29 protein-coding genes are annotated in these 26,362 nt (G+C 68.7%); 16 read left to right on the top strand and 13 right to left on the bottom strand.

What is annotated here, in order from left to right:
* The first annotated feature begins 171 nt into the window (after positions 1 to 171).
* The 3 genes from BST28156_RS10105 to BST28156_RS10095 all read left to right on the top strand — a co-directional run bounded on the left by BST28156_RS10105 (position 172) and on the right by BST28156_RS10095 (position 2,193).
* Entirely contained in the window at positions 172 to 924 is a 753-nt protein-coding gene (locus tag BST28156_RS10105; RefSeq protein ID WP_060241456.1) for an AzlC family ABC transporter permease, read from the top strand.
* Positions 921 to 1,259 carry an AzlD domain-containing protein gene (locus tag BST28156_RS10100; protein ID WP_060241455.1) on the top strand — a complete coding sequence of 113 codons (339 nt, stop codon included), beginning with the start codon at positions 921 to 923 and terminating at the stop codon, positions 1,257 to 1,259. The genes BST28156_RS10105 and BST28156_RS10100 overlap by 4 nt, the downstream gene beginning before the upstream one ends.
* A 160-nt stretch (positions 1,260 to 1,419) precedes the next feature.
* Positions 1,420 to 2,193 carry a DUF4088 family protein gene (locus BST28156_RS10095; RefSeq protein ID WP_060241454.1) on the top strand — a complete coding sequence of 258 codons (774 nt, stop codon included), beginning with the start codon at positions 1,420 to 1,422 and terminating at the stop codon, positions 2,191 to 2,193.
* Between the two features lie 117 nt (positions 2,194 to 2,310).
* Here the strand turns inward: BST28156_RS10095 and BST28156_RS10090 are convergent, their stop codons facing one another.
* Positions 2,311 to 2,712 (bottom strand): hypothetical protein, encoded by a 402-nt coding sequence (locus BST28156_RS10090; protein WP_174902117.1) that lies wholly within the window; start codon positions 2,710 to 2,712, stop codon positions 2,311 to 2,313.
* Positions 2,713 to 2,982: 270 nt separating this feature from the next.
* On the opposite strand from BST28156_RS10090, the gene BST28156_RS10085 reads away from it, so the two are divergent.
* The 3 genes from BST28156_RS10085 to fumC all read left to right on the top strand — a co-directional run bounded on the left by BST28156_RS10085 (position 2,983) and on the right by fumC (position 6,263).
* Positions 2,983 to 3,201, top strand: a complete 219-nt coding sequence (locus BST28156_RS10085; protein WP_009694644.1) for an RNA-binding S4 domain-containing protein — start codon at positions 2,983 to 2,985, stop codon at positions 3,199 to 3,201.
* 137 nt (positions 3,202 to 3,338) lie between these two features.
* Positions 3,339 to 4,727 carry a multidrug efflux MATE transporter NorM gene (gene norM, locus BST28156_RS10080; RefSeq protein WP_060241452.1) on the top strand — a complete coding sequence of 463 codons (1,389 nt, stop codon included), beginning with the start codon at positions 3,339 to 3,341 and terminating at the stop codon, positions 4,725 to 4,727.
* 141 nt (positions 4,728 to 4,868) lie between these two features.
* Entirely contained in the window at positions 4,869 to 6,263 is a 1,395-nt protein-coding gene (fumC, locus tag BST28156_RS10075) for a class II fumarate hydratase (protein ID WP_060241451.1), read from the top strand.
* Positions 6,264 to 6,354: 91 nt separating this feature from the next.
* On the opposite strand, the gene BST28156_RS10070 is transcribed toward fumC, so the two are convergent.
* Positions 6,355 to 6,867 (bottom strand): acyl-CoA thioesterase, encoded by a 513-nt coding sequence (locus BST28156_RS10070; protein WP_060241450.1) that lies wholly within the window; start codon positions 6,865 to 6,867, stop codon positions 6,355 to 6,357.
* Between the two features lie 108 nt (positions 6,868 to 6,975).
* On the bottom strand, positions 6,976 to 7,116 hold the full coding sequence (locus BST28156_RS10065) for a hypothetical protein (protein ID WP_167361737.1): 141 nt from the start codon (positions 7,114 to 7,116) through the stop codon (positions 6,976 to 6,978).
* 212 nt (positions 7,117 to 7,328) lie between these two features.
* Here BST28156_RS10065 and BST28156_RS10060 point away from each other — a divergent pair, with 212 nt between their 5' ends.
* Positions 7,329 to 8,036: an ArsR/SmtB family transcription factor gene (locus BST28156_RS10060; RefSeq protein ID WP_060241448.1), complete on the top strand. Its 708-nt coding sequence runs from the start codon at positions 7,329 to 7,331 to the stop codon at positions 8,034 to 8,036.
* Between the two features lie 162 nt (positions 8,037 to 8,198).
* On the top strand, positions 8,199 to 10,712 hold the full coding sequence (locus BST28156_RS10055; protein WP_174902116.1) for a DUF6600 domain-containing protein: 2,514 nt from the start codon (positions 8,199 to 8,201) through the stop codon (positions 10,710 to 10,712).
* A gap of 75 nt (positions 10,713 to 10,787) precedes the next feature.
* On the opposite strand, the gene BST28156_RS10050 is transcribed toward BST28156_RS10055, so the two are convergent.
* Positions 10,788 to 11,759, bottom strand: coding sequence for a thymidylate synthase (locus tag BST28156_RS10050; protein ID WP_174902115.1), 972 nt, complete (start codon positions 11,757 to 11,759; stop codon positions 10,788 to 10,790).
* Between the two features lie 41 nt (positions 11,760 to 11,800).
* Positions 11,801 to 13,204, bottom strand: a complete 1,404-nt coding sequence (locus BST28156_RS10045) for a sigma-54 dependent transcriptional regulator (RefSeq protein WP_174902114.1) — start codon at positions 13,202 to 13,204, stop codon at positions 11,801 to 11,803.
* A gap of 487 nt (positions 13,205 to 13,691) precedes the next feature.
* On the opposite strand from BST28156_RS10045, the gene BST28156_RS10040 reads away from it, so the two are divergent.
* Both BST28156_RS10040 and BST28156_RS10035 read left to right on the top strand, forming a co-directional pair.
* A complete protein-coding gene (locus BST28156_RS10040; RefSeq protein ID WP_174902113.1) occupies positions 13,692 to 13,979 on the top strand; it encodes a hypothetical protein in 288 nt (95 codons plus the stop codon).
* A gap of 214 nt (positions 13,980 to 14,193) precedes the next feature.
* On the top strand, positions 14,194 to 14,694 hold the full coding sequence (locus BST28156_RS10035; protein ID WP_040126923.1) for a dihydrofolate reductase: 501 nt from the start codon (positions 14,194 to 14,196) through the stop codon (positions 14,692 to 14,694).
* A gap of 111 nt (positions 14,695 to 14,805) precedes the next feature.
* On the opposite strand, the gene pmbA is transcribed toward BST28156_RS10035, so the two are convergent.
* Positions 14,806 to 16,176, bottom strand: coding sequence for a metalloprotease PmbA (pmbA, locus tag BST28156_RS10030; protein ID WP_060241444.1), 1,371 nt, complete (start codon positions 16,174 to 16,176; stop codon positions 14,806 to 14,808).
* Between the two features lie 127 nt (positions 16,177 to 16,303).
* Between pmbA and yjgA the strand changes: the two genes are divergently transcribed.
* Both yjgA and mog read left to right on the top strand, forming a co-directional pair.
* A complete protein-coding gene (gene yjgA, locus BST28156_RS10025; protein ID WP_009691469.1) occupies positions 16,304 to 16,906 on the top strand; it encodes a ribosome biogenesis factor YjgA in 603 nt (200 codons plus the stop codon).
* A complete protein-coding gene (mog, locus tag BST28156_RS10020; protein ID WP_009691468.1) occupies positions 16,890 to 17,507 on the top strand; it encodes a molybdopterin adenylyltransferase in 618 nt (205 codons plus the stop codon). Before yjgA ends, mog begins: the two co-directional genes overlap by 17 nt.
* 16 nt (positions 17,508 to 17,523) lie before the next feature.
* On the opposite strand, the gene orn is transcribed toward mog, so the two are convergent.
* Complete coding sequence (gene orn, locus BST28156_RS10015; protein WP_174902112.1) at positions 17,524 to 18,150, bottom strand: oligoribonuclease; 627 nt, start codon at positions 18,148 to 18,150, stop codon at positions 17,524 to 17,526.
* Positions 18,151 to 18,267: 117 nt separating this feature from the next.
* Here orn and BST28156_RS10010 point away from each other — a divergent pair, with 117 nt between their 5' ends.
* The 3 genes from BST28156_RS10010 to BST28156_RS10000 all read left to right on the top strand — a co-directional run bounded on the left by BST28156_RS10010 (position 18,268) and on the right by BST28156_RS10000 (position 20,854).
* Positions 18,268 to 19,530 (top strand): M48 family metallopeptidase, encoded by a 1,263-nt coding sequence (locus tag BST28156_RS10010; protein ID WP_174902111.1) that lies wholly within the window; start codon positions 18,268 to 18,270, stop codon positions 19,528 to 19,530.
* Positions 19,527 to 20,471, top strand: a complete 945-nt coding sequence (gene rsgA, locus BST28156_RS10005; RefSeq protein WP_060241441.1) for a ribosome small subunit-dependent GTPase A — start codon at positions 19,527 to 19,529, stop codon at positions 20,469 to 20,471. Before BST28156_RS10010 ends, rsgA begins: the two co-directional genes overlap by 4 nt.
* Before the next feature lie 65 nt (positions 20,472 to 20,536).
* Positions 20,537 to 20,854 carry a putative signal transducing protein gene (locus BST28156_RS10000; protein WP_174902110.1) on the top strand — a complete coding sequence of 106 codons (318 nt, stop codon included), beginning with the start codon at positions 20,537 to 20,539 and terminating at the stop codon, positions 20,852 to 20,854.
* A gap of 66 nt (positions 20,855 to 20,920) precedes the next feature.
* Here the strand turns inward: BST28156_RS10000 and BST28156_RS09995 are convergent, their stop codons facing one another.
* From BST28156_RS09995 to rpsP, 6 genes are all read right to left on the bottom strand, one after another.
* Entirely contained in the window at positions 20,921 to 21,859 is a 939-nt protein-coding gene (locus tag BST28156_RS09995) for a CobD/CbiB family protein (RefSeq protein ID WP_174902109.1), read from the bottom strand.
* A gap of 120 nt (positions 21,860 to 21,979) precedes the next feature.
* The gene (locus tag BST28156_RS09990; protein ID WP_174902108.1) at positions 21,980 to 22,666 is read right to left on the bottom strand and encodes a CoA pyrophosphatase; all 687 of its coding nucleotides are present in this window, start codon (positions 22,664 to 22,666) and stop codon (positions 21,980 to 21,982) included.
* 86 nt (positions 22,667 to 22,752) lie between these two features.
* Entirely contained in the window at positions 22,753 to 23,145 is a 393-nt protein-coding gene (gene rplS / locus BST28156_RS09985; protein ID WP_040126915.1) for a 50S ribosomal protein L19, read from the bottom strand.
* Positions 23,146 to 23,278: 133 nt separating this feature from the next.
* On the bottom strand, positions 23,279 to 24,073 hold the full coding sequence (gene trmD, locus BST28156_RS09980; RefSeq protein WP_060241439.1) for a tRNA (guanosine(37)-N1)-methyltransferase TrmD: 795 nt from the start codon (positions 24,071 to 24,073) through the stop codon (positions 23,279 to 23,281).
* A gap of 1 nt (position 24,074) precedes the next feature.
* Positions 24,075 to 24,752: a ribosome maturation factor RimM gene (rimM, locus tag BST28156_RS09975; protein WP_060241438.1), complete on the bottom strand. Its 678-nt coding sequence runs from the start codon at positions 24,750 to 24,752 to the stop codon at positions 24,075 to 24,077.
* A 42-nt stretch (positions 24,753 to 24,794) separates the two neighbouring features.
* A complete protein-coding gene (rpsP, locus tag BST28156_RS09970) occupies positions 24,795 to 25,049 on the bottom strand; it encodes a 30S ribosomal protein S16 (RefSeq protein WP_006400702.1) in 255 nt (84 codons plus the stop codon).
* A gap of 154 nt (positions 25,050 to 25,203) precedes the next feature.
* On the opposite strand from rpsP, the gene BST28156_RS09965 reads away from it, so the two are divergent.
* Positions 25,204 to 26,343: a PQQ-dependent sugar dehydrogenase gene (locus BST28156_RS09965; RefSeq protein WP_174902107.1), complete on the top strand. Its 1,140-nt coding sequence runs from the start codon at positions 25,204 to 25,206 to the stop codon at positions 26,341 to 26,343.
* The last annotated feature ends 19 nt before the right edge of the window (positions 26,344 to 26,362 follow it).

Raw genomic sequence — 26,362 nt, 5'->3', positions numbered from 1 at the left:
GGGCGGCCGCTTCGCAGGCCGTTTTGCTGCCCGTTTCGCCGCCCGAACGCGCCGCGCCCAACGCGCCCGACACCGCCGGCGCACTCCTCTCGCAACACCGTCGCCCGCCGCAAGAACGTACAAGCCGGCCGCGCACCCGCCCGCTATCCTTCCGCACATGGAGGAGGCATCTTGAATTCGATACCGCGATCACCCGCCCGCCGCCCGCTCGACGAATGGCTCGACGGCGCGCGCGACACGATTCCGATGATGGTCGGCGCCGCCCCGTTCGGCGTGATCTTCGGCACGCTCGTCGGCGGCGGCCCGCTCGCCGCGTGGCACGGCGCGCTGATGTCGCTCGCCGTGTTCGCGGGCTCCGCGCAGTTCATCGCGCTCGGCCTGATCGCCGGCAGCGCGAGCTTCATCGTCGTGCTCGCGACCACGCTGATCGTGAACCTGCGCCATCTGCTGTACAGCGCCACGCTCGCGCCGTATGTCGCGCACCTGCCGCTACGCTGGCGCGCGACGCTCGGCGCGCTGATGACCGACGAGGTGTTCGCGGTCGCCTACGCGCACTACCGGCACTTCCCGCCCGGCACGATCGGCCCCCACTACTTCTTCGGCTCGGGGCTCGCGATGTACCTGAACTGGCAGGTCTGGACGCTCGCGGGCATCGGCTTCGGCGCGGCGTTCCCGGGCCTGCAGTCGCTCGGCCTCGACTTCGCGATGGCGGCGACCTTCATCGCGATCGTCGTCCCGCAGCTCGGCACGCTGCGCTATTTCGCGGCCGCCGCGACGGCCGGCACGCTCGCGTACTTCTGGCAGGGCTGGCCGTACAAGCTCGGGCTGCTCGGCGCGGTCGCGGCCGGCGTCGCGGTCGGCGTCGCGCTCACGCTGCTGCACGCCCGCACGCGCGCCGGTTCCCGCACGGAGGCTGCATCGTGAGCTACGCGCTGCTGATCCTCGGCATGGCCGTCATCACCTACGCGATCCGCACGACGCTGTTCCTGTTCGGCGAACGGCTGGCGTTCCCGCCGCTCGTGCGGACCGCGCTCGGCTTCGTGCCCGTCACGGTGCTGACCGCGATCATCGTGCCGATGGTCGTGTCGCCGCACGGCGGCGCGGCCGAGCTGAGCTGGCGCAATCCGCAGCTGGTCGGCGGGCTCGCCGCGGTGCTCGTGTCGGCGACGACACGCCGCCCGCTCGTGACGATCGCGGTCGGGCTCGCGGTGTTCTTCCTGTGGCAGGGCCTCGTGCTGCCGCACTGGCCGGCGGCCTGAGCGCGGCGCGCCGGCGCGCGCTCAAGTTTGCGGCCCGCGCGCCGATATAGGGAGGGAAGACCCGCCATCGGCCTCGGCGCGAACCGGCTCGTCGACGCGGCGCCCGGCCCCGGCGCGCCGCGTCGTCCGCCGCACGCGCAGGCCGCCATCGAGATGATTCATGGGCCAGATCACCCTATCCCTGAAGGACGACACCGTCGCGTCCCTGCGCAAGGACTACGACGCGTTCGTGCGCGTATCGCTGAAACTCGACCCGCATTTCGCGACGCCGTCGTTCGAGGATTTCCTGCGCGCCAAGCTGCTCGACAACATGGTGCCGCTGACCGAGCACGCGGTGCAGCGAATGCTCGAAGGCGGCCAGTACGCGTGGGCGAAGCGCACGCTCGACAAGGAATTCCCGGACGTCGTCGCGATCCTGATGCGCCAGGCCGGCGAGTTCGGCTTCGGCTTCGCGTCGCGCGCCGAGTGGACGCCCGACGAACTCGCGAAGGCGTGCCGCGACTGGGCGAAGGCAATCGTCGCCGAAGCGCAGGGGGACGCATCGCTGGTCGACCCGCTCGCCGCGCAGATCAAGAGCGCGGTGCATGACATCCAGGCGCTCGAGGAAATGATGCAGACGCCCGCGTGGCGCCTTGCGGAATCGCTGCGGCAGCGGATCTACGAAGCGAAGCTCGCGTGCGAGATGAGCGTGGGCAGCGCCGCGCGCGACAAGCTCGGCGAACTGCGCGGCCTGCTGCGGCTCGGGCTCTCGCACGGCTCGTTCCAGAAACAGGAAGCGCAGCAGATCATGGAATACCTGCGGCTGCTGAAACCCGAGATCTTCGTCGAGGAGCCGTACGACGTGTTCGCGCGGCTCGCCGCGTGGCTGCGCAGCGTGTTCACGCCGGCCGCGCGGGCGCCGCAGGGCCAGGGACCGGGGCCGCGCCGGCCGTGACCGCGCGCCCGCGCACGTGAAAACGGCCCGGTTCGCGCACAGGCGAACCGGGCCGTTCGGCAAACGCCGTCACGACGCGCCGTCCGGGGCGGGCGTCGTGCGGCGTTCAGGCACCGCTTACTGCGTGGCGCCCGAGGCCGATGCGCCGCCCTGCACGCCGGCCGACGCATCGCCGTCCGCCGCTTCGCCGGCCTTGGTCTTCGCCGAACCGGCGTGATGCTTGGCCGACTTCGCAGCGTGCTTCGCGTGCTTCTTGGTCGAATGAACGGCCGACGCGGCCGTATCCTTCGCGCCGTCCGCCGCGGTGCCGACCGCGTCCGTCGCCGTGCCGGCGGCATTGCCCGACGCGTTCGCGCCGGCACTGCCCTGAGCGCCCGCACCGACGCCCGCAGCAGGCGTCTGCGCCTGCATGCCGGCACCGGCCGAACCCTGCGCCGCCGCGCCCGTCTGTGCGAATGCGGCCGAAGTGGCGAACGCCGTCAGCGCGGCACCGATCAGCATCGTACGAATCTTGGACATGACAATCCTCCTCAAGAAGTTGTGGGCGCGAAGCGCGTCGATGCGCTCCGTCGCGTCCCCCGCCGCAACACGCAGCAGGTACGCCAACAGACCCGCGGCTCGCACGGCCGGTTCTCGGATTTCTCAGACTGTTACCCACCGTTTCATTTGCTGACGAATCGCTCACAGTCGCTAACAACTGCCCGGCCGCGCTCGCGCGACGGCCCGCGGTGCCGTATGATGCGGGCGATTGCTTCCGCTTCCTTGCGCGCGCCGCGCGCGTTCTTCGTCATGCCCAACCTGGATTTCACGCTGACCGGCGACTACGTCGAGCTGCACAGCCTTCTCAAGATCACCGGCCTCGCGGACAGCGGCGGCACCGCGAAAATGATCGTCGCGTCCGGCGCGGTGAAAGTCGACGGTGCGGTCGAGCTGCGCAAGACCTGCAAGATCCGCGCGGGCCAGGTCGTGCTGCTCGGCGACACGCGCATCGCGGTGCACGACGCGTAGCAGCGCCCGCCGCCGCGCATCCCCCTGCGCGCGACGTGGCCATCGACGCAGGTTCGACAGGGGGTCAATAAAGCCGTAAGCTTGCTTTCTCACAAAATAGAACCACAAGCGCGGGCCCGCACCCGCGCGTCCACGCCATGTCGCATTCCGGTCTCACGCGGACGGCCGCCGCGCCGCCGTCCCTGTCCAGTCACGCCGCCGATACCGCTCGCCTCGCCGCGCCGCTCGCGATCGCGCAGCTCTCGCAGATGGCGATGAGCGTCACTGACACGGTGCTGCTCGGCTCGCTCGGCCCCGATTCGCTCGCGGCGGGCGGGCTCGGCGCGAACTTCTTCTTCGTCATCGTGACGGTGCTGCAGGGCGTGCTGTCGTCGGTGAGCGTCAGCGTCGCGCACGCGCGCGGCGCGCAGGCCGACCATCGCGTGCCGCACATCTACTGGACCGGCTTCGTGCTGTCGGTGCTGCTCGCGATTCCGGCGATCGTCGCGCTGTCGCTGTCCGAACCGATCCTGCTGATGTTCCACGAGCCGCCGACGCTCGCCCGCCATGTCGGCGAGTACACGGGCGTGCTGCGCTTCGCCGCGCTCGGCAGCCTGATCGGCGTCGGCCTGATGCGGGCGTTCCTGCCCGCGATCGGCGCGGCGCGCCGGCTGCTGTGGGTGTCGATCGGCGGCGTCGGCGTCAACGGCGTGCTGAACTACGGGCTGATCCACGGCGCGTTCGGGCTGCCGCGCCTCGGCTTCCTCGGTTCGGCGGTCGCGACGACGATCACCATCTGGCTCACCGCGCTCGCGTTGATCTGGCTGCTGCACGGCCGGCAGCGCTTCCGTCACTTCGTGACCGCCGCGCGCCCGAAGCTGCCCGTGATGAGCGAGCTGATCGGCATCGGCTGGCCGGTCGCGATCACGTACGGGGTCGAATCGACGCTGTTTCTCGCCACCGGCCTGACCATCGGCGTGCTCGGCGCGACCTCGCTCGCTGCGCACCAGATCGCGCTGAACGTCGCGTCGGTCGCGTTCATGGTGCCGCTCGCGATCGGCCAGGCCGCCAATGTGCGGGTCGGCTACTGGGTCGGCGCGGGCGCGCCGGTCGCCGCGCGCCACGCGGGCTTCGTCGCGCTCGGGCTCGGCGTCGCGTTCATGTCGCTGTCGGGCCTCGTGCTGATCGTCGCGCCGCATGCGATCGTCGGCCTGTACCTGCATCTCGACGATCCGGCCAACGCGGCCACGGTGTCGCTCGCCGCGTCGCTGCTCGGCATCGCCGCGGTGTTCCAGATCGTCGACGGAATGCAGACCGTCGCGTCCGGCGCGCTGCGCGGGCTGAAAGACACGCGCATCCCGATGCTCGCCGCGACCTTCGGCTACTGGGGCATCGGCTTTCCGACCGGCTACTGGCTTGCGTTCCACGCGGGCCTTGGCGCGCGCGGCCTGTGGTGGGGGCTCGCGGCCGGCCTCGCGAGCGTCGCCGTGCTGCTCGCGTGGCGCTTTCATCTGAAGAGCGCGTCGCTCGCCGCAGCAGCGCGCTGAGCCCGACACGACGCGAAATCGCGACCGGCGCTATGCTTGTCGGTTGAAGCCCGAAGACGCCGCGCGTGCGGCGCGACCGCCCCACGATACGCCCGACGCCGCGCACCGCGCGGCCTTTCCCCTTTCCAGGAGGAGTGCATCATGAACGAAGCAGTTCGGATGGAACGCGACACGTTCGGCGAGATCGCCGTGCCGGCCGACCGGCTCTGGGGCGCGCAGACCGAGCGCTCGCTGCAGAATTTCCGGATCTCGACCGAGAAGCAGTCGCCCGAGCTGATCCACGCGCTCGCGATCGTCAAGCGCGCGGCGGCCGCCGTGAACCAGTCGCTCGGCGTGCTGGCCGACGACAAGGCGCAGGCGATCATCGCCGCGGCCGACGAAATCATCGCCGGCAAGCATCCGCGCGAATTCCCGCTCGCCGTCTGGCAGACGGGCTCCGGCACGCAGACCAACATGAACCTCAACGAGGTGATCGCAAACCGCGCGAGCGAACTGATGGGCGGCGAGCGCGGCGAGGCGCGCAAGGTCCATCCGAACGACGACGTGAACCGCGGCCAGTCGTCGAACGACGTGTTCCCGACTGCGATGCACGTCGCGGCCGCGTACGCGATCGTCAACCATCTGCTGCCCGCGCTGCACACGCTGCGCGCGACGCTCGACGCGAAATCGAAGGCCTTCGCCGATATCGTGAAGATCGGCCGCACGCACCTGCAGGACGCGACGCCGCTCACGCTCGGCCAGGAATTCTCCGGCTACGTCGCGCAGCTCGACCAGGGCATCCGGCACGTCGAATCGGCGCTGCCGCACCTGTACCAGCTCGCGCTCGGCGGCACCGCGGTCGGCACCGGCCTGAACGCGCATCCGGAATTCGCGGTGCGCGTCGCCGACGAGATCGGCCGGCTGACGAAGCTGCCGTTCGCGACCGCGCCGAACAAGTTCGAGGTGATGGCGGCCGCCGACGCGCTGGTGTTTGCGCATGGCGCGCTGAAGACCGTCGCGGCAAGCCTGATGAAGATCGCGAACGACGTGCGCTGGCTCGCGAGCGGGCCGCGCTGCGGGCTCGGCGAGCTGTCGATTCCGGAGAACGAGCCGGGCAGCTCGATCATGCCGGGCAAGGTGAATCCGACGCAGTCGGAAGCCGTGACGATGCTGTGCTGCCAGGTGTTCGGCAACGACGTCGCGGTGAACGTCGGCGGCGCGAGCGGCAATTTCGAGCTGAACGTGTTCCGGCCGATGATCGTGCACAACGTGCTGCAGTCGGTGCGGCTGCTCGCCGACGGCGCGCAGAGCTTCAACGATCATTGCGCGGTGGGCATCGAGCCGAACCGCGCACGTATCGACCTGCTGCTGAACGAATCGCTGATGCTGGTGACGGCGCTCAACCCGCATATCGGCTACGACAAGGCCGCGCAGATCGCGAAGAAGGCGCACAAGGAAGGCACGACGCTGAAGGCGGCCGCGCTCGCGCTCGGCTATCTGACCGAAGCGGAATTCGATGCGTGGGTGCGTCCCGAGCAGATGATCGGCACGCGCTGAGCCGGGCGCCCTTACCCGTTGCGCGCGTCGGCGGCGACGTCCGGCGCGCGATCCATGCACGGCAAACGGGGGCGACGCCGCCCCCGAACCGTCAGATCTCGCCCTTCGCGACCTCTTCCGGCTTCATCTCGACGATCTTGTCGAGCGCCGCGCGCACGTCCATCGCATACTTCGCCAGACGCTTCTCCTCGTCGGTCTCGGGCACGAACGTCGGGACCGGCAGCGGGTTGCCGTTCTCGTCGACCGCGACGAACACGACGAGGCAGTCGGTCGTCTGGCGCAACACGCCGCCCTTCGGATCGCCGGCGTGCACCGACACGTGGATGTGCATGCTGGTGCGCCCGGTCGCGACGACGCGCGCCTTCAGCTCGACCAGGTTGCCGACCAGGATCGGCCGCTGGAAACGGATGTTGCCGACGCTCACCGTCACGCAATAGCGGCTCGACCAGACCGCCGCGCACGCGTATGCGACCTCGTCGATCCATTTCATCAGCGCGCCGCCATGCACCTTGCCGCCGAAGTTCACGGAAGACGGCTCGGCAAGGAAGCGGAATACGGTTTCGGTGCGGTCGAGGGCGGCCGGCACGGGGGACGGTTGGGACATCTTGTTGGCTCCAGGCGGCATGGGCGCTGTAATCGGCGCATTATACGTTGCACTGCGGCAACGCGTCGCGGCCGGCCCCGCGCGGCGGCCCGGCCCGTCACGCAGGGATCAGCGCCGCACCGTGATGCCCTGGTCGATCGTGCCGTACATCTCGAGGCTGCCGCCCCGCTCGCCGGCGGCACCCGTGCCGCCCTGCGCACAGGCCGCGCAAACGAGCGCGGCCGCCAACAGGCAGAAAAGCGTCTTCATGATTGCATCGTGTCGCGTGCGGCGGCCCCTTGCCGCCGCGTCCGCCCATTCTACGCGCGCCGTGCAATGCGCCCCGCGCGCCGCATGCGCGGCTCGCGCCGACGCCTGCATCCGACATTTCAGCCGAACCCGAAACATCGAATGCGGACAGCGCCTACACTGCTGATCATCCGCTGCGCGTTGCGCGGCCGCCGATCCGACGAGGCACGACGATGACCGACCAAGACGACCACCACTTTCCCGGCCTGAGCCGCATCGGTGCGCTGATCGCCGACCCGGGGCGCGCCGCGATGCTATGGGCGCTGATGGACGGCAGCGCACGGCCGGCCGGCGAGCTGACGATGATTGCCGGGCTGTCGCCGTCCGCGGCGAGCGCGCATCTCGCGCGCCTGACCGAAGGCGGCCTGCTCGCGCTCGAAGTGCGCGGCCGGCACCGCTATTATCGGATCGCGTCGGCCGACATCGCGGCGTCGCTCGAAGCGCTTGCGAACGTCGCGCGCGCGGCCGCGCCGCACCGCCCGGTGCCGCCGCCGTCGCGCACGGTGCCGGCCGAGCTGCGCTACGCGCGCACCTGCTACGACCACATGGCCGGCGAACTGGCGGTACGCATCTTCGACGGGCTTACCGCGCGCGGCTGGCTGCAGGCCGACGGCGACGCGATCGAGACCACCGAGCTCGGCACGCAGGCGCTCGCGCGCTGGGGCATCGACGTCGCGCAGCAGCGTACGCGCCGGCGCCGCTTCGCGTGCGGCTGCCTCGACTGGAGCGAACGCCGCGCGCATCTCGGCGGCGCACTCGGCGCAGCGCTGCTCGACAGCTTCTGCGAACACGGCTGGATCGAGCGCACCGCTCGGCCGCGCGTGCTGCGCGTGACGGTGCCCGGACAGCAGGCTTTCGACGCGTGGCTTACGGCCGCTTGACGCCGGCATTGCGCCAATACGACAACGGCGCGCGCCGGACAGGTTTTGTTACATCGCGTGCCATTCGACTTACAAAACACCGCGCACTGAAACAGGCCGAGCGGATATTGTGAATTCAACGGCACGAATCGACGCGCCGCGATCACGACGAAGACGTTCACCATGGCCACCTTGTTCGCGCTGAAGCGCATCACCCGCGTCACGTTGCTCGCTGTCGCGGCCCTCGCCGCCCTCCCGCCCGCCTTTGCCCAATCGACGAATGCCGCGCCCTACGCAGCGGCCGCGCAGCAGCCCGGCGGCGACCCGCCCGGCCGCGTCGCGCGCCTGAACTACCTGTCGGGCGCGGTGACGACCGAGCCGGCCGGCACCGACATGTGGTCGTATGCGGCCGTCAACCGGCCGCTGACGACCGGCGATCAGCTGTGGAACGATGCCGGCGCGCGCTCGGAACTGCACATCGGCTCAACCGCGGTGCGGCTCGGCGAATCGACGAGCCTGTCGGTGTTGAATCTCGACGACTCGACCACGCAGCTGAAGGTCGGGCTCGGCACCGTATCGACCCATGTGCGCGCGCTGCCGTCGGGCAGCTCGTACGAAATCGACACGCCGAATCTCGCGCTCGGCATCGCCGGGCCCGGCGACTATCGCGTCGACGTCGCGCCGAACGGCGCGAGCACGACCGTCACCGTGCGCAGCGGCAGCGCGACCGTCTACGGCAACAACGGACAGTACCCGCTGTCGCCGGGCCAGCAGGTCGTGTTCACCGGCACCGACCTGCAGGTCGCGCAGCAGGCGCCCGCCCCTGCCCCCGACGCGCTCGACCGATGGGCCGGGAGCCGCGACGCGGCCGAGGACCGCTCGGTATCGGCCCGCTACGTGTCGCGCGACATTCCCGGCTACCAGGACCTCGACGCGAACGGCACGTGGCGCGAAACACCGAACTACGGCGAGGTCTGGGTGCCGAACGACACGCCGGCCGACTGGGCGCCCTATCACGACGGTCACTGGATCTGGCAGGCGCCGTGGGGCTGGACCTGGGTCGACGATGCGCCGTGGGGCTTCGCGCCGTATCACTACGGTCGCTGGGCGTACGTGGACGATAGCTGGGCGTGGGTGCCGGGCCCGATGGCCGTCAGCGAGCCGCCGGTCTACGCGCCGGCGCTCGTCGCGTTCGTCGGCGGTGGCGGCGGTCCCGACTGGAGCGTCGCGCTGACCGTCGGCGGCGTGGCCGCGGCCGGCTGCGCGTGGTTCGCGCTCGGTCCCGGCGAACCGTGGCATCCGGGCTGGGGCGGCTGGAGCCCGCATTACTACGATCGCGTGAACCGGAACATCGTGGTGAACAACGTGACGGTGAACAAGACCGTGAACGTGACCAACATCACCAATATCCACAATACCTACGTGAACTTCCGTGCGCCGCATGCGATCACGGCCGTGCCGGCCACCGCGTTCGTGCATGGCCAGCCCGTCGCGCACTTCTCGCAGCACGTCGATCCGCGGCAATGGCGCAACGCGCACGTGATGCCGGGCACGCCCGGCATTGCGCCGGTGCGCCAGAGCTTTACCGGCGGGCTGCGCACGGCGAGCTACCGGCCGCCTGCGGCGATCGCGCAGCACCCGTTCATCGCGACGCGCAATCCGGCCGTGCCGGCCGCCTACCGCGACCAGGCCGCTGCGCATCTCGTCCGGCAAGGCGGGCGCGTGCCGGGCGCCGGCGTGCCCGTCGTGAAGACGAGCGTGCCGGCCGACTACGCCGCGCGTCCGGTGCGCGTGCCGGGCAACCCGCAGGGCGGCGCGTGGGCGATGCGCAACGTGCAGCTCGTGAATCCGCACGGCCCGGTCGTGCAGCCCGCGCATGCGCCACGCGAAGGGCAACCGGCGCAGGCCGGGCGCCCGGGCGCGCCGATGCAGGACGCACGCGCGCCGGTCATGCCGAACGGTGCACGACCGATGAACGGCGCAAGCCCGAACGCGCCGCGCTTCGCGAACGGCGGCGCACCGCAGGCACCGGGCAACCCGACGCCGCATGCGGCGTTCGCGCCCGGCAACAGCGTCCCGCACCCGCCGATCGCATCCAACGGCCCGTCCGGCATCGGCAGCGCGCACGCCGCGCAAGCGCCGTCGCCCGCGTGGATGCAACCTCATACGCCGATGGAACGCCAGCGCCCGACGCCGCCGACCGCGCTCCACAGCGCCGGCCAGAACGCACTGCCGCCGGTGCGCGGCGCGGCGCCGGCAGCGCATCCGGACGGCATGCCGGCGGGACCGGGCGCCGAGCCCGGCGTCCGGCAGCAAGCGCCGCGCGCGCTGCCGCAGCCGCCGATCGACCATACCGCGCAGATCCCGCAGCCGCGACCGCGCCCCGATTTCCAGACGCCGACCCAGCCGCGGCCCGAGCGGTCCGCCCCGGCCGCGCGACCGCGCCCCGAATTCGCGCAGCCCGCGCCGCATCGCGACGTTGCACCGCCGCGCGGAAACGAGTTGCGCGCGCCGTCCCCGGCGCGCGACATGCCGCGACCGCAGCCGGCGCCGCGCATGGAGCCGCGACCGGCGATGCCGGCACCGCACCTGGAAGCACGGCCCGCGATGCCCGCACCTCGCATGGAACCTCGGCCGCAACCGGCACCGCATCCGAACAACCCGCCGCCGCACGGCGACGAACGGCATCGCCAATAAGCGGCGGAAACAACAAGGCCCGACCGGCTTGCACCGGTCGGGCCTTCGTGCTTCGGGACGCGGCCCGCGCGCCGCTCAGACCGCCATCGGCGCGGTCAGCGGCTCATGGTGCCGGTAGCCGACCAGCGAGAAATCCGACGGCTCGATCAGCTCGAGCCATTCGGGCGCATAGACGCCCGTCTTCGCATAATCGGGCACGCGCTCGGCGATCTCGAGCCGCGGGCTTTCGTACGGCTCGCGCGTGAGCTGCTGCTGCAGCATGTCGAGCTGGTTCTCGTAGATATGCGCGTCGCCGATGAAATACGTGAACCAGCGCGGCGTATAGCCCGTCAGCCGACCGACGAGCGACAGCAGCGCGGCGCCTTCGGTCAGGTTGAACGGCGTGCCGAGCCCGACGTCGTTGCTACGGATGTACAGGCACAGCGAGATCTCGCGTTTCGCGGCGTTCGGCAGGAATTGATACAGCAGATGGCAGGCCGGCAGCGCGATCTGGTCGAGCACGGCCGGATTCCACGCATGAAACAGGATGCGCCGGTCGGACGGATTCTCGATGATCGTGTCGAGGCACTGGCGAAGCTGGTCGATCGCCTTGTACAGCAGCACCTTCGGCGCGCCGTCCTCGTCGAAGCGCGTGACGATGCGAAAGCCGCGACGCGTCGCATCGGCGATCTGCGCGTCCGCGCCCGCGTCGAGCACCTTGTAGCCCGGCCACTGGCGCCATTGCACGCCGTACACGTCGCCGAGATCGTCGACGCCCTGCCGATACGGATTCGCGAGCCACTGCGCGTTCTCGTTCGCGTTCGCGTCCCACACCTTGCAGCCGAGCGCGCGGAAATCGGCGGCGCTGCGCGACGCGCGCAGGAAACCGACCAGTTCGCCGATCGCGGACTTGAACGCGAGCTTCTTCGTCGTCACGGCCGGAAAGCCTTGCTGCAGGTCGAAGCGCAGCATCGCGCCCGGCATGCTGATGGTGCGGATCCCGGTGCGGTTCTCCTGCCAGGTGCCGGTGTCGAGGATGGTGCGAACGAGATCGAGGTACTGTTTCATGCGGGTTCCTTCGGCCGCGAGGGCGGCCGTACCCGCCAATTTTAGCAAGCGTGGCGAGGATGCTCCGGCAACGGCGGCGAAAACCCTGCGAGCGTGTCGCCGCGATCGCGCATGCCGTGCGTGCACATCAGCCGGTACAGCGTGACGCGCGACACGCCGAGTTCGCGCGCCGCGTCGGCAAAGCGGCCGCGATGACGCAGCAATGCCTGCTCGATCGCCTGTCGCTCGGCCGCCTCGCGCGCCTCGACGAGCGACACGGGCGCGAGCGTCGCGTAGTCGTTCAGTTCGAGATCCGCCGCGGTGATCATCCGGCCCTCCGACATCACGATCGCGCGCCGCACGCGATTGATCAGCTCGCGCACGTTGCCCGGCCACGAGTAGCCGTACAGTGCCGCGACCGCATCCGGCGAAAAGCCGCGCAGCCGGCGATGCGCATCGCCCTTGAAGCGCTCGAGCATGTGGCGCGCGAGCACCTCGATGTCCTTGCCGCGCGCGCGCAGCGGCGGCTCCTCGATCTTCAGCACGCACAGCCGGTGAAACAGGTCCTCGCGGAAGCGCCCTTCGCGCAGCGCGCTTTCCATGTCCACGTGCGTCGCGCAGATCACACGCACGTCGACCGGCACCGACACATGCGCGCCGAGCCGCTCGATCTTGCCTTCCCGCAGGAAACGCAACAGGCTCGCCTGGCTCTCGAGCGGCAGGTCGCCGATTTCGTCGAGAAACAGCGTGCCGCCGTTGGCAGCCTCGACGCGCCCGACCTTGCGCTGGTTCGCGCCGGTGAATGCGCCGCGCTCGTAGCCGAACAGTTCGGCCTGCAGCAGCGTCGGCGGAATCGCACCGCAGTTGATCGCGACGAACGGCGCCTGCGCGCGCGACGAACGCTCGTGAATCGCGACGGCCGTCAGCTCCTTGCCCGTGCCCGACTCGCCGGAAATGAAGACCGGCGCATCGGTCGTCGCAACACGGCGGATCGTTCTGAACAGCGCGAGCATCGCCTCGCAGGTGCCGACCATCTCGCCTTCGCCGCGCCCGGCAGCGGTGCCCGCCGGCGGCGCGACCTGCTCGGTCAGCGCGACCATCCCGTGCGCATGGCCGACGGTCTCGACGATGCGCGAAGTCTCGTACGGCATCGTCACGTAATCGAAGCAGTAGTCGCGAATCAGGTGGCGCAGCGTTGCATCCTGCAACTGGCCGCGCTGCGTCGCGGCGATCCAGCCGATATGCTGGATGCTCAGACAGGCTTCCAGTTCGCGCAGATCGGAAGGCCTGAAGCCCGGTGAAAAATCGAGAAGTCCGGCGGTCGCAACGCCCTGCTGCACAGCCCGCCGCACATCGCGCACCGTCTCTGCGAGATCGACGCTCCAGCCGCAATCGTCGAAATGGCCGCGCAACGCGTCGTTCGGTTCGCGCGAGTAATAGATCACATGCCGCTGATCGGCTCCCATATGCTCACCCCGTTCATCAACCGTCTAACGATTGCCGCGCACGCAAGATCGCGTGCGAAAAGGATCGGATCGGGTCAGCCCGGTTCGTCCCGGTGGTGCTCGGCAATGACAAGCCTCGCATGGTGGCGCTTATCTCGCGTCCAGTTGTTCTTCTGGTGAAGGCAGCTTCAGTTATAAACGCCGAACAAGACAAACCCGTTTCAGCGCGTGCGGCGAGTGATCGCTCAGGAGGTCGATGCATGTCAATCGTCTGCACATAGCACGCGCGCAGCGTCGCTGCCCTGCCTCGACACACGCGACGATTTTCATCCTTGAAGCGTGGCCGTTGAATCAGCAGTATTCCCGAGCCCTGTCGTTTCATGCCTGAAACATTTTCCGGCGTTTTCCAGCGCGATTCACAACGCGCTTGCGCGAATCGCAGCCGCGACAACGCTCGCGCCCCGATGGCATGCATTTCGCTGATAACGGAAGCATCGGAGAGGCGACCATGCGAAAACATTCTCTACTTTCTTTCGTGTCGATCGCGATTGCGCTCGCGGCGGCCGGTTCGCCTGCATCGGCGCGCGCAGACGACATGTCGGGCATCGAGCAACGCGACGGATTCGGCATCGTGACCGTGTCGGCGCCGCGCGCGCTGCCGCCCGGCAAGACCTCGGTGACGCTGTGGGACGAAATCACGCCGCCGATGCCGCTGCCGGCCCCCGTACCGATCCCGCAACCGTCCGACGTGCAGCACGCGATGCAGGGAAACGCGGAGAACGGCACGCGTCAATGAACCCCCATTCGATCAGGATTACAGACTGAATCGATGTGGCCCGCACGGGACCCATCGATCGCTCTGTCATCCGAAACGGTTTGGTGCCCCGTCCCCCGGCGGGCACTTTTTTTCTTCGGCCGGTCGTCGTCGCGACGACCGGCGGCAATGCCCGGCACGCGTCGCCGTTCCGGTAGAATCGGCGCCATTCCGGCTCTCCTCTTTCCCGACCTTCATGACGACGTTGACCCTGATCGTCGCGCGTGCCCGCAACGGCATCATCGGCCGCGACAACCAGTTGCCCTGGAAACTTCCCGAAGATCTCGCGTTCTTCAAACGCACGACGATGGGCGCACCGATCGTGATGGGCCGCAAGACCCACGAATCGATCGGGCGGCCGCTGCCGGGCCGCCGCAACATCGTGGTCACGCGCGATGCATCGCGCCGCTTCGACGGCTGCGACACCGTCACGTCGCTGGCCGATGCGCTGGCGCTCGCGGCGCGCGACGGCGTCGCCGAGGCCTTCCTGATCGGCGGCGCGCAGCTCTATACGGAAGGCCTCGCGCTCGCGGACAAGCTGATCGTCACCGAGATCGACGCGGACTTCGACGGCGATGCATCGTTCCCTGCGCCCGATCCCGCGCACTGGCAGGAAGTGTCGCGCGACGCGCACCAGGCCGCCGCGCCGAACACGTTCGGCTATGCGTTCGTCGTCTATACGCGCAAGCACGGCTGACGCACTCGACGCGCAACGAAAAGCCCGACCGGCTCATGCGCGCCGGTCGGGCTTCTTTTTTCCGGAACCGATGCCGCGCCCGCTGTCGCGCGGGCGGACATCGCGCGCCGCTTACTGCCCGGCGATCGTCATCTGCTCGATCAGCACCGAGCCCGTTTCCTTCGTGCCGCGCACGATCGAATCCGCGCCGATCGCGACGATGTGCCGGAACATCTCCTGCAGCGTGCTGGCCACGGTGATCTCCTCGACCGGATATTGGATCACGCCGTTCTCGACCCAGAAGCCGGCCGCGCCGCGCGAATAGTCGCCCGTTACGTAGTTCACGCCCTGTCCCATCAGTTCGGTCAGCAGCAGGCCCGTGCCGAGCTTCTTCAGCATCGCGTCGAAATCGTCGCCCGGCTGCGTGTTCGCGCTGCGCAGCGCGAGGTTGTGCGAGCCGCCGGCGTTGCCGGTCGTCTGCGTGCCGAGCTTGCGCGCGGAATAGGTCGACAGGAAGTAGCCTTCGACCACGCCGTCCTTGACGACGCTGCGCGCACGCGTGCGCACGCCCTCCTCGTCGAACGGCGCGCTGCCCATCGCGCGCGGCACGTGCGGATCCTCGACGATCTGGACGTGCGGTGCGAACACCGGCTTGCCGAGGCTGTCGACGAGGAACGACGTCTTGCGGTACAGCGCGCCGCCGCTGACCGCCTGCACGAACGCGCCGAGCAGGCCGGCCGCGAGCGGCGCCTCGAACAGCACCGGCACCTTGCGCGTATCGAGGCGGCGCGCGCCCATCCGCGCGAGCGCACGTTCGGCTGCGTAACGGCCGACCGCTTCGGGCGCCGCGAGATCGAGCGCGTTGCGCTTCGACGAATACCAGTCGTCGCGCTGCATGTGGCGGCCGCTGCCCGCGATCGGCGCGCACGCGACATAGTGGCGCGAATACGGATAGCCGGCCAGGAAGCCGCGCGAGGTCGCGAGCACGAACTGCGAGTGCTGCGCCGACACGCTTGCGCCTTCCGAGTTGCGGATCTGCGGGCTGACCGCGAATGCCGCGTCTTCCGCGCGGCGCGCGATCTCGACGGCCTCGTCGGCCGTCAGCGCCCACGGATGATAGAGATCGAGGTCGCGCGGATCGGTTTCGAGCAGCTCGGCCTCGGCGAGGCCGGCCGCGTCGTCCTCGGCCGTGAAGCGCGCGATGTTGTAGGCGGCGGCGACGGTGTCCTTGATCGCGGCCGGCGAGAAGTCCGACGTGCTCGCGTTGCCGCGCTTCTTGCCGATGAACACGGTCACGCCGACCATCTTGTCGCGGTTGTGCTCGATCGTCTCGACCTCGCCGCGGCGCACCGACACCGACAGGCCGTCGCCCTCGGAGATTTCGGTCGCGGCGTCCGTCGCGCCGAGGGCCTTCGCATGGCGAAGGATGTCCGAGGCGATTTCCTTGAGCTGGTCCTGCGTGTGCGGGAAATAGCGCGCTTGTACGTCGAGATTGGCTGCCATCGTCGTGATATCCGGTGGCGGGCGTGCTGCCCGCGTGTTCAAAATGTTGCGTATCCCGCGATCATAGCAAGGTCCGGGGCCGCGTACAGACAAGCTGGGGGGTCCCGGCCGCGATACAATGCCGCCCATGAACCGCAAAACCCGAATCCAGCCGATCGAGCATGCCGACGACGACGTCGACAACGGCTACGATCGCCCCAGCAAATCCCAGCTCAAGCGCGAGATGCACGCGCTGCAGGAACTTGGTCAGGCGCTCGTCGACCTGCCGAAAGACGCGCTCAAGCGCATGCCGATGCCCGAAGATCTCGCGGACGCCGTTCGCGAGGCGCGCCGCATCACCGATCACGAAGGCAAGCGACGCCAGCTCCAGTATGTCGGCCGCGTGATGCGCTCGCTGAGCGACGACGAGACGGCCGCGCTGCGCACGGCGCTCGACGCGCAGCGCGGCGTGAACAAGGCCGCGACGGCCCGTCTGCACTGGATCGAGCGCACGCGCGAGCAACTGCTCGCAAATGACGACGCGCTGACCGAATTCATCCGCCAGCACCCGGACGCCGACGTGCAGGAAGGCCGCACGCTGATTCGCAACGCGCGCAAGGAAGCGCAGCAAGGCCGGCCGCCGCGCTATTTCCGCGAGCTGTTCCAGTGGATCAAGACCGCGAGCGGCGCACCCGATACGGAAGACGAAGCATCCGACGATGCCGGAGACGACGATGACGACGAAGCGTAACCACCCGGACGAGCTCGTCGTCGGTCTCGTGTCGATCAGCGACCGCGCGAGCACCGGCGTCTACGAGGACAAGGGCATCCCGGCGCTGCAGGAATGGCTGGCGGGCGCGCTCACCTCGCCGTGGCGCGCCGAGACGCGGCTGATCCAGGACGATGCGCCGACGATCTCGGCCACGCTCGCCGAGCTGGTCGACGTCGCCGGTTGCGACCTCGTGCTGACGACGGGCGGCACCGGCCCCGCGCGCCGCGACGTGACGCCCGAGGCGACGCTCGCGGTCGCGACGAAGGAAATGCCGGGATTCGGCGAGCAGATGCGGCAGATCAGCCTGAATTTCGTGCCGACCGCGATCCTGTCGCGGCAGGTCGCGGTGATCCGCGAGACGGCCGACCACGCGGCGCTGATCATCAACCTGCCGGGCCAGCCGAAGTCGATCCGGGAAACGCTCGAAGGGCTGCGCGATGCCGACGGCAAGTCGACCGTGCCCGGCATCTTCGCCGCGGTGCCCTACTGCATCGACCTGATCGGCGGCCCCTATATCGAGACGAACGCCGCGGTGGTCGCGGCGTTCCGGCCGAAAAGCGCGCAGCGCGCGCCGCGCTGAGCGCGTGCCGGCCCGCTCAGGCGGCCGGCGCGGATTCGCCCGCCGACGCGGGCGTCGAAGCGGCCGGAATCAGGAAATGCTCGCGGTAGTACTTCAGCTCGTCGATCGACTCGTGGATGTCCGCGAGCGCGGTATGCATCGCGCGCTTCTGGAAGCCCTTGTAGATCGCCGGCTGCCAGCGCCGGCACAGCTCCTTGAGCGTGCTGACGTCGAGGTTGCGGTAGTGGAAGAAACGCTCGAACTCGGGCATCCAGCGCGCCATGAAGCGACGGTCCTGGCAGATCGAGTTGCCGCACATCGGCGACTTGCCGGGCGACACGTACTGCATGAGGAACGCCTGGAGCTGCGCGGCGGCTTCCGCCTCGGTCACGGTCGACGCGCGCACGCGGTCGATCAGGCCCGAGCGGCCGTGCGTCGACTTGTTCCAGTCGTCCATCTTCGCGAGCGTCGCGTCGCTCTGGTGGATCGCGAACACCGGACCTTCGACGGCGATGTCGAGCGTCGAATTGGTCACGACGACCGCGATCTCGATGATGCGGTCGTTATCCGGGTCGAGGCCCGTCATCTCCATGTCGAGCCAGACGAGGTTCAGCTCGTTGCGCACGAGCGCGGACTGGCTGGTGGAAGCGGCGGTATCGGTCATGAGTCATCCTGGAAAATGGCGGACGGCGCGCGGCGCCGCCCCGGCGGCCGGCATCGCATCAGCGAGCCCGGTCCGCAAGAACATATAATTCTCGCATAGAACCCTTTGGCGCCCTCGATGTCACCCTTTTCGTTCACCCTGCTGTTCGCGCTCGCCGTGCTCGCGATGGTCGTCACCAAGCTGTGGCTGGCCTCCCGGCAGATCCGCTTCGTCGCCGCGCACCGCAACAGCGTGCCCGCACAGTTCAGCGCGACCATCCCCCTTACCGCACACCAGCGCGCAGCCGACTATACGGTCGAGCGCACGCGGCTGGCGATGCTCGAGATCGTCGTCAGCGCAGCCGTGCTGGTCGGCCTGACGCTGCTCGGCGGCGTCGGCGCGCTCGACGGGCTGCTGACCGGCTGGCTCGGCCGCGGCTACGGGCAGCAGGTCGCGCTGGTCGCCGCCGTGCTCGTGATCATGAGCGCGATCGACGTGCCGTTCGAGTACTACCGCCAGTTCGGGATCGAGCAGCGCTTCGGCTTCAACCGGATGTCGAAGCGGCTGTTCTTCACCGACATGCTGAAGAACACGCTGCTCGGCGCCGCGCTCGGCCTGCCGCTGCTGTTCGTCGTGCTGTGGCTGATGAACCAAGCCGGCAGCCTGTGGTGGCTGTGGACCTGGATCGTCTGGGTCGCGTTCCAGATGCTCGTGCTGCTGATCTACCCGACCTTCATCGCGCCGCTCTTCAACAAGTTCGAGCCGCTGAAGGACGACACGCTGCGCGCGCGCATCGAATCGCTGATGAAGCGCTGCGGCTTCGCGGCGAAGGGACTGTTCGTGATGGACGGCAGCCGCCGCTCCGCGCACGGCAACGCGTATTTCACCGGCTTCGGCGCGTCGAAGCGGATCGTGTTCTTCGACACGCTGCTCGCCCGCCTGTCCGGCCAGGAAATCGAGGCCGTGCTCGCGCACGAACTCGGCCATTTCAAGCGCCGCCACGTGATGAAGCGGATGCTCGTGTCGTTCGTGCTGAGCCTCGCGCTGCTCGCGCTGCTCGGCTGGCTCGCGCAGCGCACGTGGTTCTACACGGGGCTCGGCGTCGCACCGTCGCTCGACACGAGCAACGCCGGCGCCGCGCTGGTGCTGTTCTTCCTCGCGATCCCGGTGTTCCTGTTCTTCGCGACGCCGGTCGGCAGCCTGACCTCGCGCAAGCACGAGTTCGAGGCCGACGCGTTTGCGGCCAGCCAGACCGACGCGCAGGATCTCGTCAGCGCACTCGTGAAGCTGTACGAGGACAACGCGTCGACGCTGACGCCCGACCCCGTCTACACGGCCTTCTACTACTCGCATCCGCCTGCGTCGCAGCGGATCGACCGCCTGCTGCAGCACGCTGCATGAGCCGGCCGACCTCCCGCAAGCCGGCCCCGCGCGCATCGGGCGCGGAACGCGTCGAAGGCCGCGTGATCGCCGCGCACGGCCGCCACTACATCGTCGCCCCCGACGACGGCGGCCCGATGCTGCAGTGTTTTCCGCGCGGCAAGAAAAGCGACATCGCGGTCGGCGACCGCGTCGTCTACGAACGCACGTCGGCCGACCAGGGCGTGATCGTCGAGATCGGCGAGCGGCGCAACCTGCTGTATCGCTCCGACCAGTTCAAGTCGAAGCTGTTTGCGGCCAACCTCGACCAGCTGCTGATCGTGCTCGCGACCGAGCCCTATTTCAGCGAGGACCTGCTCGGCCGCGCGCTGATCGCCGCCGAGGCGAACGCGCTGAAGCCGCTCGTCGTGCTGAACAAGATCGACGTCGAGGCCGCGCTGCCGGTCGCGCGCGAGCGTCTCGCACCGTACCGCGCGCTCGGCTACGACGTGCTCGAGCTGTCGGTGAAGGGTGCGCCCGACGACGCACGCGCGCAGCTGATGCCGCACCTCGCCGGGCATTCGACGATCCTGCTCGGCCAGTCGGGGATGGGCAAGTCGACACTGGTGAACCTGCTCGTGCCGGACGCCGAGGCCGCGACGCGCGAAATCTCGGCCGCGCTGAACAGCGGCCGGCACACGACGACCTTCACGCGCCTCTACCCGCTGCCCGACAGCGACGGCGCGCTGATCGACTCGCCGGGTTTCCAGGAGTTCGGCCTCTACCATCTGACCGAAGGCCGGCTCGAGCGTGCGTTTCCGGAATTCCGGCCGCTGCTCGCGCACTGCCGTTTCTATAATTGCCATCATCTGCACGAACCGGGCTGCGCGATCCTCGAAGCGGTCGCCGACGGCCGCATCGCGCCGTCGCGGCATGCGCTGTATGCGCAGCTGGTGCACGAGGCCAGCCAGATCGTGCGTTGACGGCGGGTTGAACCGGCGGGCCGGGCCGTTCTCGCCGGCCATTAGCGTTACCGACAGGAGCCGCGATGCGCTTCAAGGCACCCGATCTTGCGACCGCGCAGCACTGGGCCAACGTGCTCGAGGCGGCCGGGATCGGCTGCGAGCTGCACAACCGCTATGCGACGGGCGCGCTCGGCGGCATTCCGGTCGATGCGTGCGCACCCGAGGTCTGGCTCGACGACGAACGCGACGATGCGCTCGCCCGCCGCCTGCTCGACGCCGCGTCGCACGGCCCGGTGGCCGGCGCCGCGCCGTGGCGCTGCCGGCAGTGCGGCGAGGTCCTGGAAGCGCAGTTCACCGCGTGCTGGCATTGCGGCACGATCCGCGATCCGCGCGACGACTGATCCGCAAAAAACAAAATGGCCGGCATCGAGCCGGCCATTTTTGCGTCGCACGTCGGCGTACTCGCGTCAGGACACCCACACGGCGAGCGTCAGCATCAGCAGCAGGATCATCCACAGAATCACCGCACGCCACACGAGGCCGACCGCCGACTGCAGCGTGCGCGGCGTGCAATCGTCGCCGACCGTCAGCGGGCCGCTGTCGCCGACCGCCAGCGCATCGAGGCTCGACGGCTCCGCGAGCGGCCCCGCGAGACGCGCACCGAGCGCGCCGCTGCCGGCGGCGAGCAGCACGCCGTCGTTCGGGTCGGGCCACTGGCGCGTATGGTTGCGCCACGCATAGATCGCATCCTCGAAGTTGCCGACGATCGCGAAGCCGAGCGCGGTCAGGCGCGACGGAATCCAGTCGATCACGAAGAACGCGCGCTGCGCGAACGTGGAAAACGCGGCGGTGCGGTCTTCGCCCGGCACCGACCAGCTGCGCGCGAGATATTCGGAGATTCGGTACAGCACGGCGCCGGCCGGGCCGATCGGCAGCACGTACCAGAAGAACACGCCGAACACGTGGCGGTGCGACGCGACCACCGCATGAATCAGCGTGTGGCGGACGATCTCGCCGACCGGCATGTCGACGGTGTCCATGCCCGTCCATTCGTGCAGGATTTCGCGCGCGCGCGGCACGTCGTCGTTGTTGAGCGCGAGATGGATATCGGTGAAGTAGTGGCTGAACTGGCGGAAGCCGAGCGTGAAGTACACGACGACGACGTTCCACAGGAACGCGAGCACGAAGCTCACCTTGTACAGCAGGAAGTAGATCAGCGCGACGACCAGCACCCACGGCAGCACGACCGCGAGCCACGCGAGGATGCCGTGCTTCTGCTTGCCGGCGTCGAGGCCATGCGCGACGGTTTCCGCGTGAAACTGGAACAGCGCGAACACCGGATTGTTCGGCGACAGCGCGCGGACCTGTTCAATGATGAGGGCGAGGAGAACCGAAAAGAAAGTCATGCGTGGCGCCGTCTTCGGAGTTATGTCATTTTTTGCATAACGATAGCACAGCGTAAGCCCGGTATGGCTGCCGACGCGGTCGCCGCGCGCCCGGCCGCACGCGCGGACTGCCGCGGCGCGTCATCCGGCGGCCAAGAAGCGATACAGATTGCGCAACATGCCCGCAGTTGCGCCCCAGATGAAGTAATGGCCGCCCGCTTCGCCGTTCGGATAAGGCATCGCAAAAAAACGACGCTCGCCGCCCTCCCAGCGAAACACGCGCACCTGATGGTTCGCGGGATTCATCAGGAACGCGAGCGGCACCTCGAAAATCTCGGCGACTTCGAACGTATCGGCCTGCACCGTGAATGGCGGATGCACGAGACCGACCACCGGCGTCACGCAGAAGCCGGTGCCTGTCAGGTAGTCGGGCAGCGCGCCGAGGATCTCGACGCGCTCGTGGGCGAGCCCGATCTCCTCCTTCGCCTCGCGCAATGCGGTTGCGGTCGAATCGCGGTCGAACGGCTCGCGACGGCCGCCGGGAAAGCTGATCTGCCCGGCGTGGTCGTTCAGATGGTCGGCGCGCTGGGTCAGCAGCACGGTCAGCCCCGTGTCGCGCATGACGAGCGGCACGAGCACGGCGGCGCTGCGCGGGTCGACGCCGGCCTGCAGTGCGGCCTCGCCGGGCTCGACGCTCCATTCGAGCGTGCGCGCGAATCGCTCGCGCATGCCCGGCGGCGTCATCAGATGGGGGGCGATGGCCGGCAGGCCGGCGCCGGTGCCTTCGACCGGCAGCACTTCGGGATCGATGATGGGGCGGCGAGTCAATGGAGCTCTCTGATTTGTGTCGTATCGAGATATTGTCGCGCCAGAATGAAAAAAGCACCCGGGTGGGTGCTTTTTCCTTACAGCTCTTACTCTTGGGAAGCTGCTGCGGTGCGATCCTTCGACACCAGCTTTTCCTTGATTCGAGCCGACTTGCCCGAACGCTCGCGCAGGTAGTACAGCTTCGCGCGACGCACGTCGCCGCGGCGCTTCACGACGATGCTCGCCAGCAGCGGCGAGTACGTCTGGAACGTACGCTCGACGCCTTCGCCCGACGAGATCTTGCGGACGATGAACGACGAGTTCAGACCACGGTTGCGCTTCGCGATCACGACGCCTTCGTAAGCCTGAACGCGCTTGCGGTTACCTTCAACCACGTTCACGTTCACGATCACCGTGTCGCCCGGGGCGAATTCGGGGATCGACTTGCCTGCGAGCGCGCGCTCGATTTCTTCCTGCTCAAGCTTTGCAATCAGATTCATCACTGACTCCTAAAACCATCTTGTCGGCGTTTGCGCCCGCCCGATTCCAGGCATGGCCCCGATAGAGGATGGGTTCACATCAGGCGCCGCACACGCATGCACGGCACCGCCATTTCCCGCCCGCGACACCGCCTCAGGAGGCGTTCTTCGCTTCGCGTGCGAGGTTCGCAAGCCATGCCTCGTCGGCACGGCTCAGCAACTTGTCGCGGCGCGCCCGGACGATCAGGTCCGGCCGCTTCCGCCACGTATTCCTCAATGCTTCCTGGCGCCGCCACTTCTCGATCTCGGCATGATGCCCGCCGAGCAGCACGTCCGGCACGCGCACGCCCTCGTATTCCTCGGGACGCGTGTAGTGCGGACAATCGAGCAGGCCGTCGACGAAGCTGTCCTGAACGGCCGACTGCGCATCGTTCAGCACGCCGGGCAACAGGCGCACGACGGCATCCATCATCGCCATCGCCGGCAACTCGCCACCCGACAGCACGAAATCGCCGAGACTGATCTCCTCGTCGACGCAGCGATCGAGCAGGCGCTGGTCGATCGCTTCGTAGCGGCCGCACAGCACGACGACGCCGGGTTCCTGCGCCATCCGCACCGCACGTTCGTGCGTGAACGGCGCGCCCTGCGGCGACATCATCACGACGCGCGTGCTCGCGATGCCCTGCTCCGCCTGCGCCGCTTTCGCGGCGTCGATCGCGGCCTCGAGCGGCCTGGCCAGCATCACCATGCCCGGACCGCCGCCGTACGGACGATCGTCGACCGTGCGGTAGTTGTCCGTCGTGAAATCACGCGGATTCCAGGTACGCAGCCCGAAGCGTTCCTGCTTGACGGCCCGGCTGGTGATACCCCAGTCGGTCAGCGCACGAAACATTTCGGGAAAGAGCGAGACGACATCGAACTGCACCGCGCGCTCCGTAGCCTGGTTCATTTCAGTAATCGGCTTCCCAGTCGACGACAATGCGTCGCGCCGCCTGGTCCACCGTCTTCACGTATACGCCGACGAACGGAATCAGCCGCTCGGCCGTGACGGGCCGCCCATCCTTGCCGACCGACGGATACTCGACGCGCATGATCGAATGCGCGCTGTTGTCGATCATCCCGGCCACCTTGCCGAGCGCCACCGATTGCTCGTTGACGACCTCGAGACCGATCAGGTCGACCCAGTAGAATTCGTCCGCGGCCAGTGCCGGAAAATCTTCCCGGCGCACGAACACGCGAAAGCCGCGCAAAGCCAGCGCGGCATCGCGGTCGCTGACGCCCGCGGGTTGCGCGACGACCGTGTCGCCGTGCGTCTTCGACTGCATGATGCGAGCGGAAAACCGCTGCGCACCCTTTTCCAGCCACCAGCGGCGCGCCTTGAGCAGCGCGTCGCCACCGCGACCGGCATCGGCGTGAGCCGCCACCTTGAGCCAGCCTTTCAGGCCGTAGGCGTCGACCACCGCCCCCACCTCGACGGCATCGTCGGGGAGGGTTTGCACCGCTTCGAGACTGTCCTGTCGGGCAGCCGCACCGGCACTCGCGGCATCGCCGCGCTCGACCGGCTTGCGGACGAATGCGCCGAACGACGCTCGCCCGCGCCTTGCGTTACCGGAATCGTGATCCGACATCAATACACCTCACAGCCGGCACGACCGGCACACCGCGCCATGTTAGGCAGCCGGCTGCGCCTTTTGCGCTTCCTTCACGAGACGCTGGACGGTCGGCGACAGTTGCGCGCCAACACCTTGCCAGTACGTCAGGCGATCTTGGGCGATACGCAGGGCTTCGCCCTTCGTCGCGACCGGGTTGTAGAAGCCGACGCGCTCGATGAAGCGGCCGTCACGACGGTTGCGCGAATCGGTAGCGACGATGTTGTAGAACGGGCGCTTCTTCGAGCCGCCGCGAGCCAGACGGATGATAACCATATGAAATCCTTCGGGAAAACCGGGTTCGAAACTACTGAAACACGCGATTATAGCTGGAAACTGGAGGTACAACAAACACTTACGCGCAAAAAATCCGCGGGCGGTCTGCCGGCCGGGCATACAATCGTCGTGTCCGCGACCGTTTCCCGCCGCCATGCCGCTTCTTCGCGCCGCCCTCCCGCGCCGCGCGCAGCACCGCCTCGCGGGGCTGCTTGCCGGCCTTGCCTGTCTCGCGTCCGCGACGTGCGCCGCCGCGGCGCTGCCGGTCGGCGAACTCGTCGTACCGCCCGGCTTTCACGTGGACGTGCTGACCGATGCGGTGCCTAGCGCGCGCGAAATGGCCTGGTCGCCGCGCGGCATCCTGTATGTCGGCACCCGCGAGGGCCGCGTGCACGCACTCGTGATGCACGAGGGCCGGATCACTGCCCGCCACGTGATCGCGTCCGGGCTCGACATGCCGGTCGGTGTCGCGTACCGCGACGGCGCGCTCTATATATCCGCGGTATCGCGCATCCTGCGCATCGACCATGTCGACGACCGTCTCGCCAACCCGCCCGCGCCGGCGGTCGTGACCGACGCGCTGCCGACCGAGCACCACCACGGCTGGAAGTTCATCGCGTTCGGTCCGGACGGCAAGCTGTACGTGCCGACCGGCGCGCCGTGCAACGTCTGCCTCGCCGATCGCAGCCGCTACGCGATCATCGCCCGCATGAACGCCGACGGCAGCGGACGCGAAGTCTTCGCACGCGGCGTGCGCAATACGGTCGGCTTCGCATGGCATCCCGATTCGCGCGAGCTGTGGTTTACCGATAACGGCCGAGACATGATGGGCGACGACGTGCCCGACGACAAGCTGAATCGCGCGCCGCGCGCGGGCCTCGATTTCGGCTTTCCGTATTGTCACGGCGGCGACACGCCCGACCCCGAATTCGGCAGCGCCGACGCGTGCCGCCGTTATGCGCCGCCCGTGCTGAAGCTTGGCGCGCACGTCGCGGCGCTCGGGATGCGCTTCTATACGGGGCCGATGTTCCCCGCGTCGTACCGCAACAACGTGTTCATCGCCGAGCACGGCTCGTGGAACCGCAGCACGAAGGTCGGCTATCGCGTGATGCGCGCGGTGGTGTCCGCGGACGGCAGCCAGGCCCGGCAGACACCGTTCGTCACCGGCTGGCTGCGCGCCGACGGCACCGTGTGGGGGCGCCCCGCCGACGTGCTGCCGCTGCCGGACGGCTCGCTGCTCATCAGCGACGATTACGCCGGCGCGATCTACCGCGTCACCTATGCGTCACCTTGACGCAGGCCAGGGGTGACCG

This window comes from Burkholderia pseudomultivorans (genome assembly GCF_902499075.1).
GTDB lineage: Bacteria > Pseudomonadota > Gammaproteobacteria > Burkholderiales > Burkholderiaceae > Burkholderia > Burkholderia pseudomultivorans.
The sequence above is the reverse complement of the archived record's forward strand: the minus strand, read 5'-3'. Positions and strand labels throughout refer to the sequence as shown.

What these genes read in the sequence shown, in the direction of transcription:
- BST28156_RS10095 (WP_060241454.1), top strand. Translation starts at nt 1,420, where the DNA reads ATGGGCCAGATCACCCTATCCCTGAAGGACGACACCGTCGCGTCCCTG.
- BST28156_RS10090 (WP_174902117.1), bottom strand. Translation starts at nt 2,712, where the DNA reads ATGTCCAAGATTCGTACGATGCTGATCGGTGCCGCGCTGACGGCGTTC.
- BST28156_RS10085 (WP_009694644.1), top strand. Translation starts at nt 2,983, where the DNA reads ATGCCCAACCTGGATTTCACGCTGACCGGCGACTACGTCGAGCTGCAC.
- norM (WP_060241452.1), top strand. Translation starts at nt 3,339, where the DNA reads ATGTCGCATTCCGGTCTCACGCGGACGGCCGCCGCGCCGCCGTCCCTG.
- fumC (WP_060241451.1), top strand. Translation starts at nt 4,869, where the DNA reads ATGAACGAAGCAGTTCGGATGGAACGCGACACGTTCGGCGAGATCGCC.
- BST28156_RS10070 (WP_060241450.1), bottom strand. Translation starts at nt 6,867, where the DNA reads ATGTCCCAACCGTCCCCCGTGCCGGCCGCCCTCGACCGCACCGAAACC.
- BST28156_RS10065 (WP_167361737.1), bottom strand. Translation starts at nt 7,116, where the DNA reads ATGAAGACGCTTTTCTGCCTGTTGGCGGCCGCGCTCGTTTGCGCGGCC.
- BST28156_RS10060 (WP_060241448.1), top strand. Translation starts at nt 7,329, where the DNA reads ATGACCGACCAAGACGACCACCACTTTCCCGGCCTGAGCCGCATCGGT.
- BST28156_RS10055 (WP_174902116.1), top strand. Translation starts at nt 8,199, where the DNA reads ATGGCCACCTTGTTCGCGCTGAAGCGCATCACCCGCGTCACGTTGCTC.
- BST28156_RS10050 (WP_174902115.1), bottom strand. Translation starts at nt 11,759, where the DNA reads ATGAAACAGTACCTCGATCTCGTTCGCACCATCCTCGACACCGGCACC.
- BST28156_RS10045 (WP_174902114.1), bottom strand. Translation starts at nt 13,204, where the DNA reads ATGGGAGCCGATCAGCGGCATGTGATCTATTACTCGCGCGAACCGAAC.
- BST28156_RS10040 (WP_174902113.1), top strand. Translation starts at nt 13,692, where the DNA reads ATGCGAAAACATTCTCTACTTTCTTTCGTGTCGATCGCGATTGCGCTC.
- BST28156_RS10035 (WP_040126923.1), top strand. Translation starts at nt 14,194, where the DNA reads ATGACGACGTTGACCCTGATCGTCGCGCGTGCCCGCAACGGCATCATC.
- pmbA (WP_060241444.1), bottom strand. Translation starts at nt 16,176, where the DNA reads ATGGCAGCCAATCTCGACGTACAAGCGCGCTATTTCCCGCACACGCAG.
- yjgA (WP_009691469.1), top strand. Translation starts at nt 16,304, where the DNA reads ATGAACCGCAAAACCCGAATCCAGCCGATCGAGCATGCCGACGACGAC.
- mog (WP_009691468.1), top strand. Translation starts at nt 16,890, where the DNA reads ATGACGACGAAGCGTAACCACCCGGACGAGCTCGTCGTCGGTCTCGTG.
- orn (WP_174902112.1), bottom strand. Translation starts at nt 18,150, where the DNA reads ATGACCGATACCGCCGCTTCCACCAGCCAGTCCGCGCTCGTGCGCAAC.
- BST28156_RS10010 (WP_174902111.1), top strand. Translation starts at nt 18,268, where the DNA reads ATGTCACCCTTTTCGTTCACCCTGCTGTTCGCGCTCGCCGTGCTCGCG.
- rsgA (WP_060241441.1), top strand. Translation starts at nt 19,527, where the DNA reads ATGAGCCGGCCGACCTCCCGCAAGCCGGCCCCGCGCGCATCGGGCGCG.
- BST28156_RS10000 (WP_174902110.1), top strand. Translation starts at nt 20,537, where the DNA reads ATGCGCTTCAAGGCACCCGATCTTGCGACCGCGCAGCACTGGGCCAAC.
- BST28156_RS09995 (WP_174902109.1), bottom strand. Translation starts at nt 21,859, where the DNA reads ATGACTTTCTTTTCGGTTCTCCTCGCCCTCATCATTGAACAGGTCCGC.
- rplS (WP_040126915.1), bottom strand. Translation starts at nt 23,145, where the DNA reads ATGAATCTGATTGCAAAGCTTGAGCAGGAAGAAATCGAGCGCGCGCTC.
- trmD (WP_060241439.1), bottom strand. Translation starts at nt 24,073, where the DNA reads ATGAACCAGGCTACGGAGCGCGCGGTGCAGTTCGATGTCGTCTCGCTC.
- rimM (WP_060241438.1), bottom strand. Translation starts at nt 24,752, where the DNA reads ATGTCGGATCACGATTCCGGTAACGCAAGGCGCGGGCGAGCGTCGTTC.
- rpsP (WP_006400702.1), bottom strand. Translation starts at nt 25,049, where the DNA reads ATGGTTATCATCCGTCTGGCTCGCGGCGGCTCGAAGAAGCGCCCGTTC.
- BST28156_RS09965 (WP_174902107.1), top strand. Translation starts at nt 25,204, where the DNA reads ATGCCGCTTCTTCGCGCCGCCCTCCCGCGCCGCGCGCAGCACCGCCTC.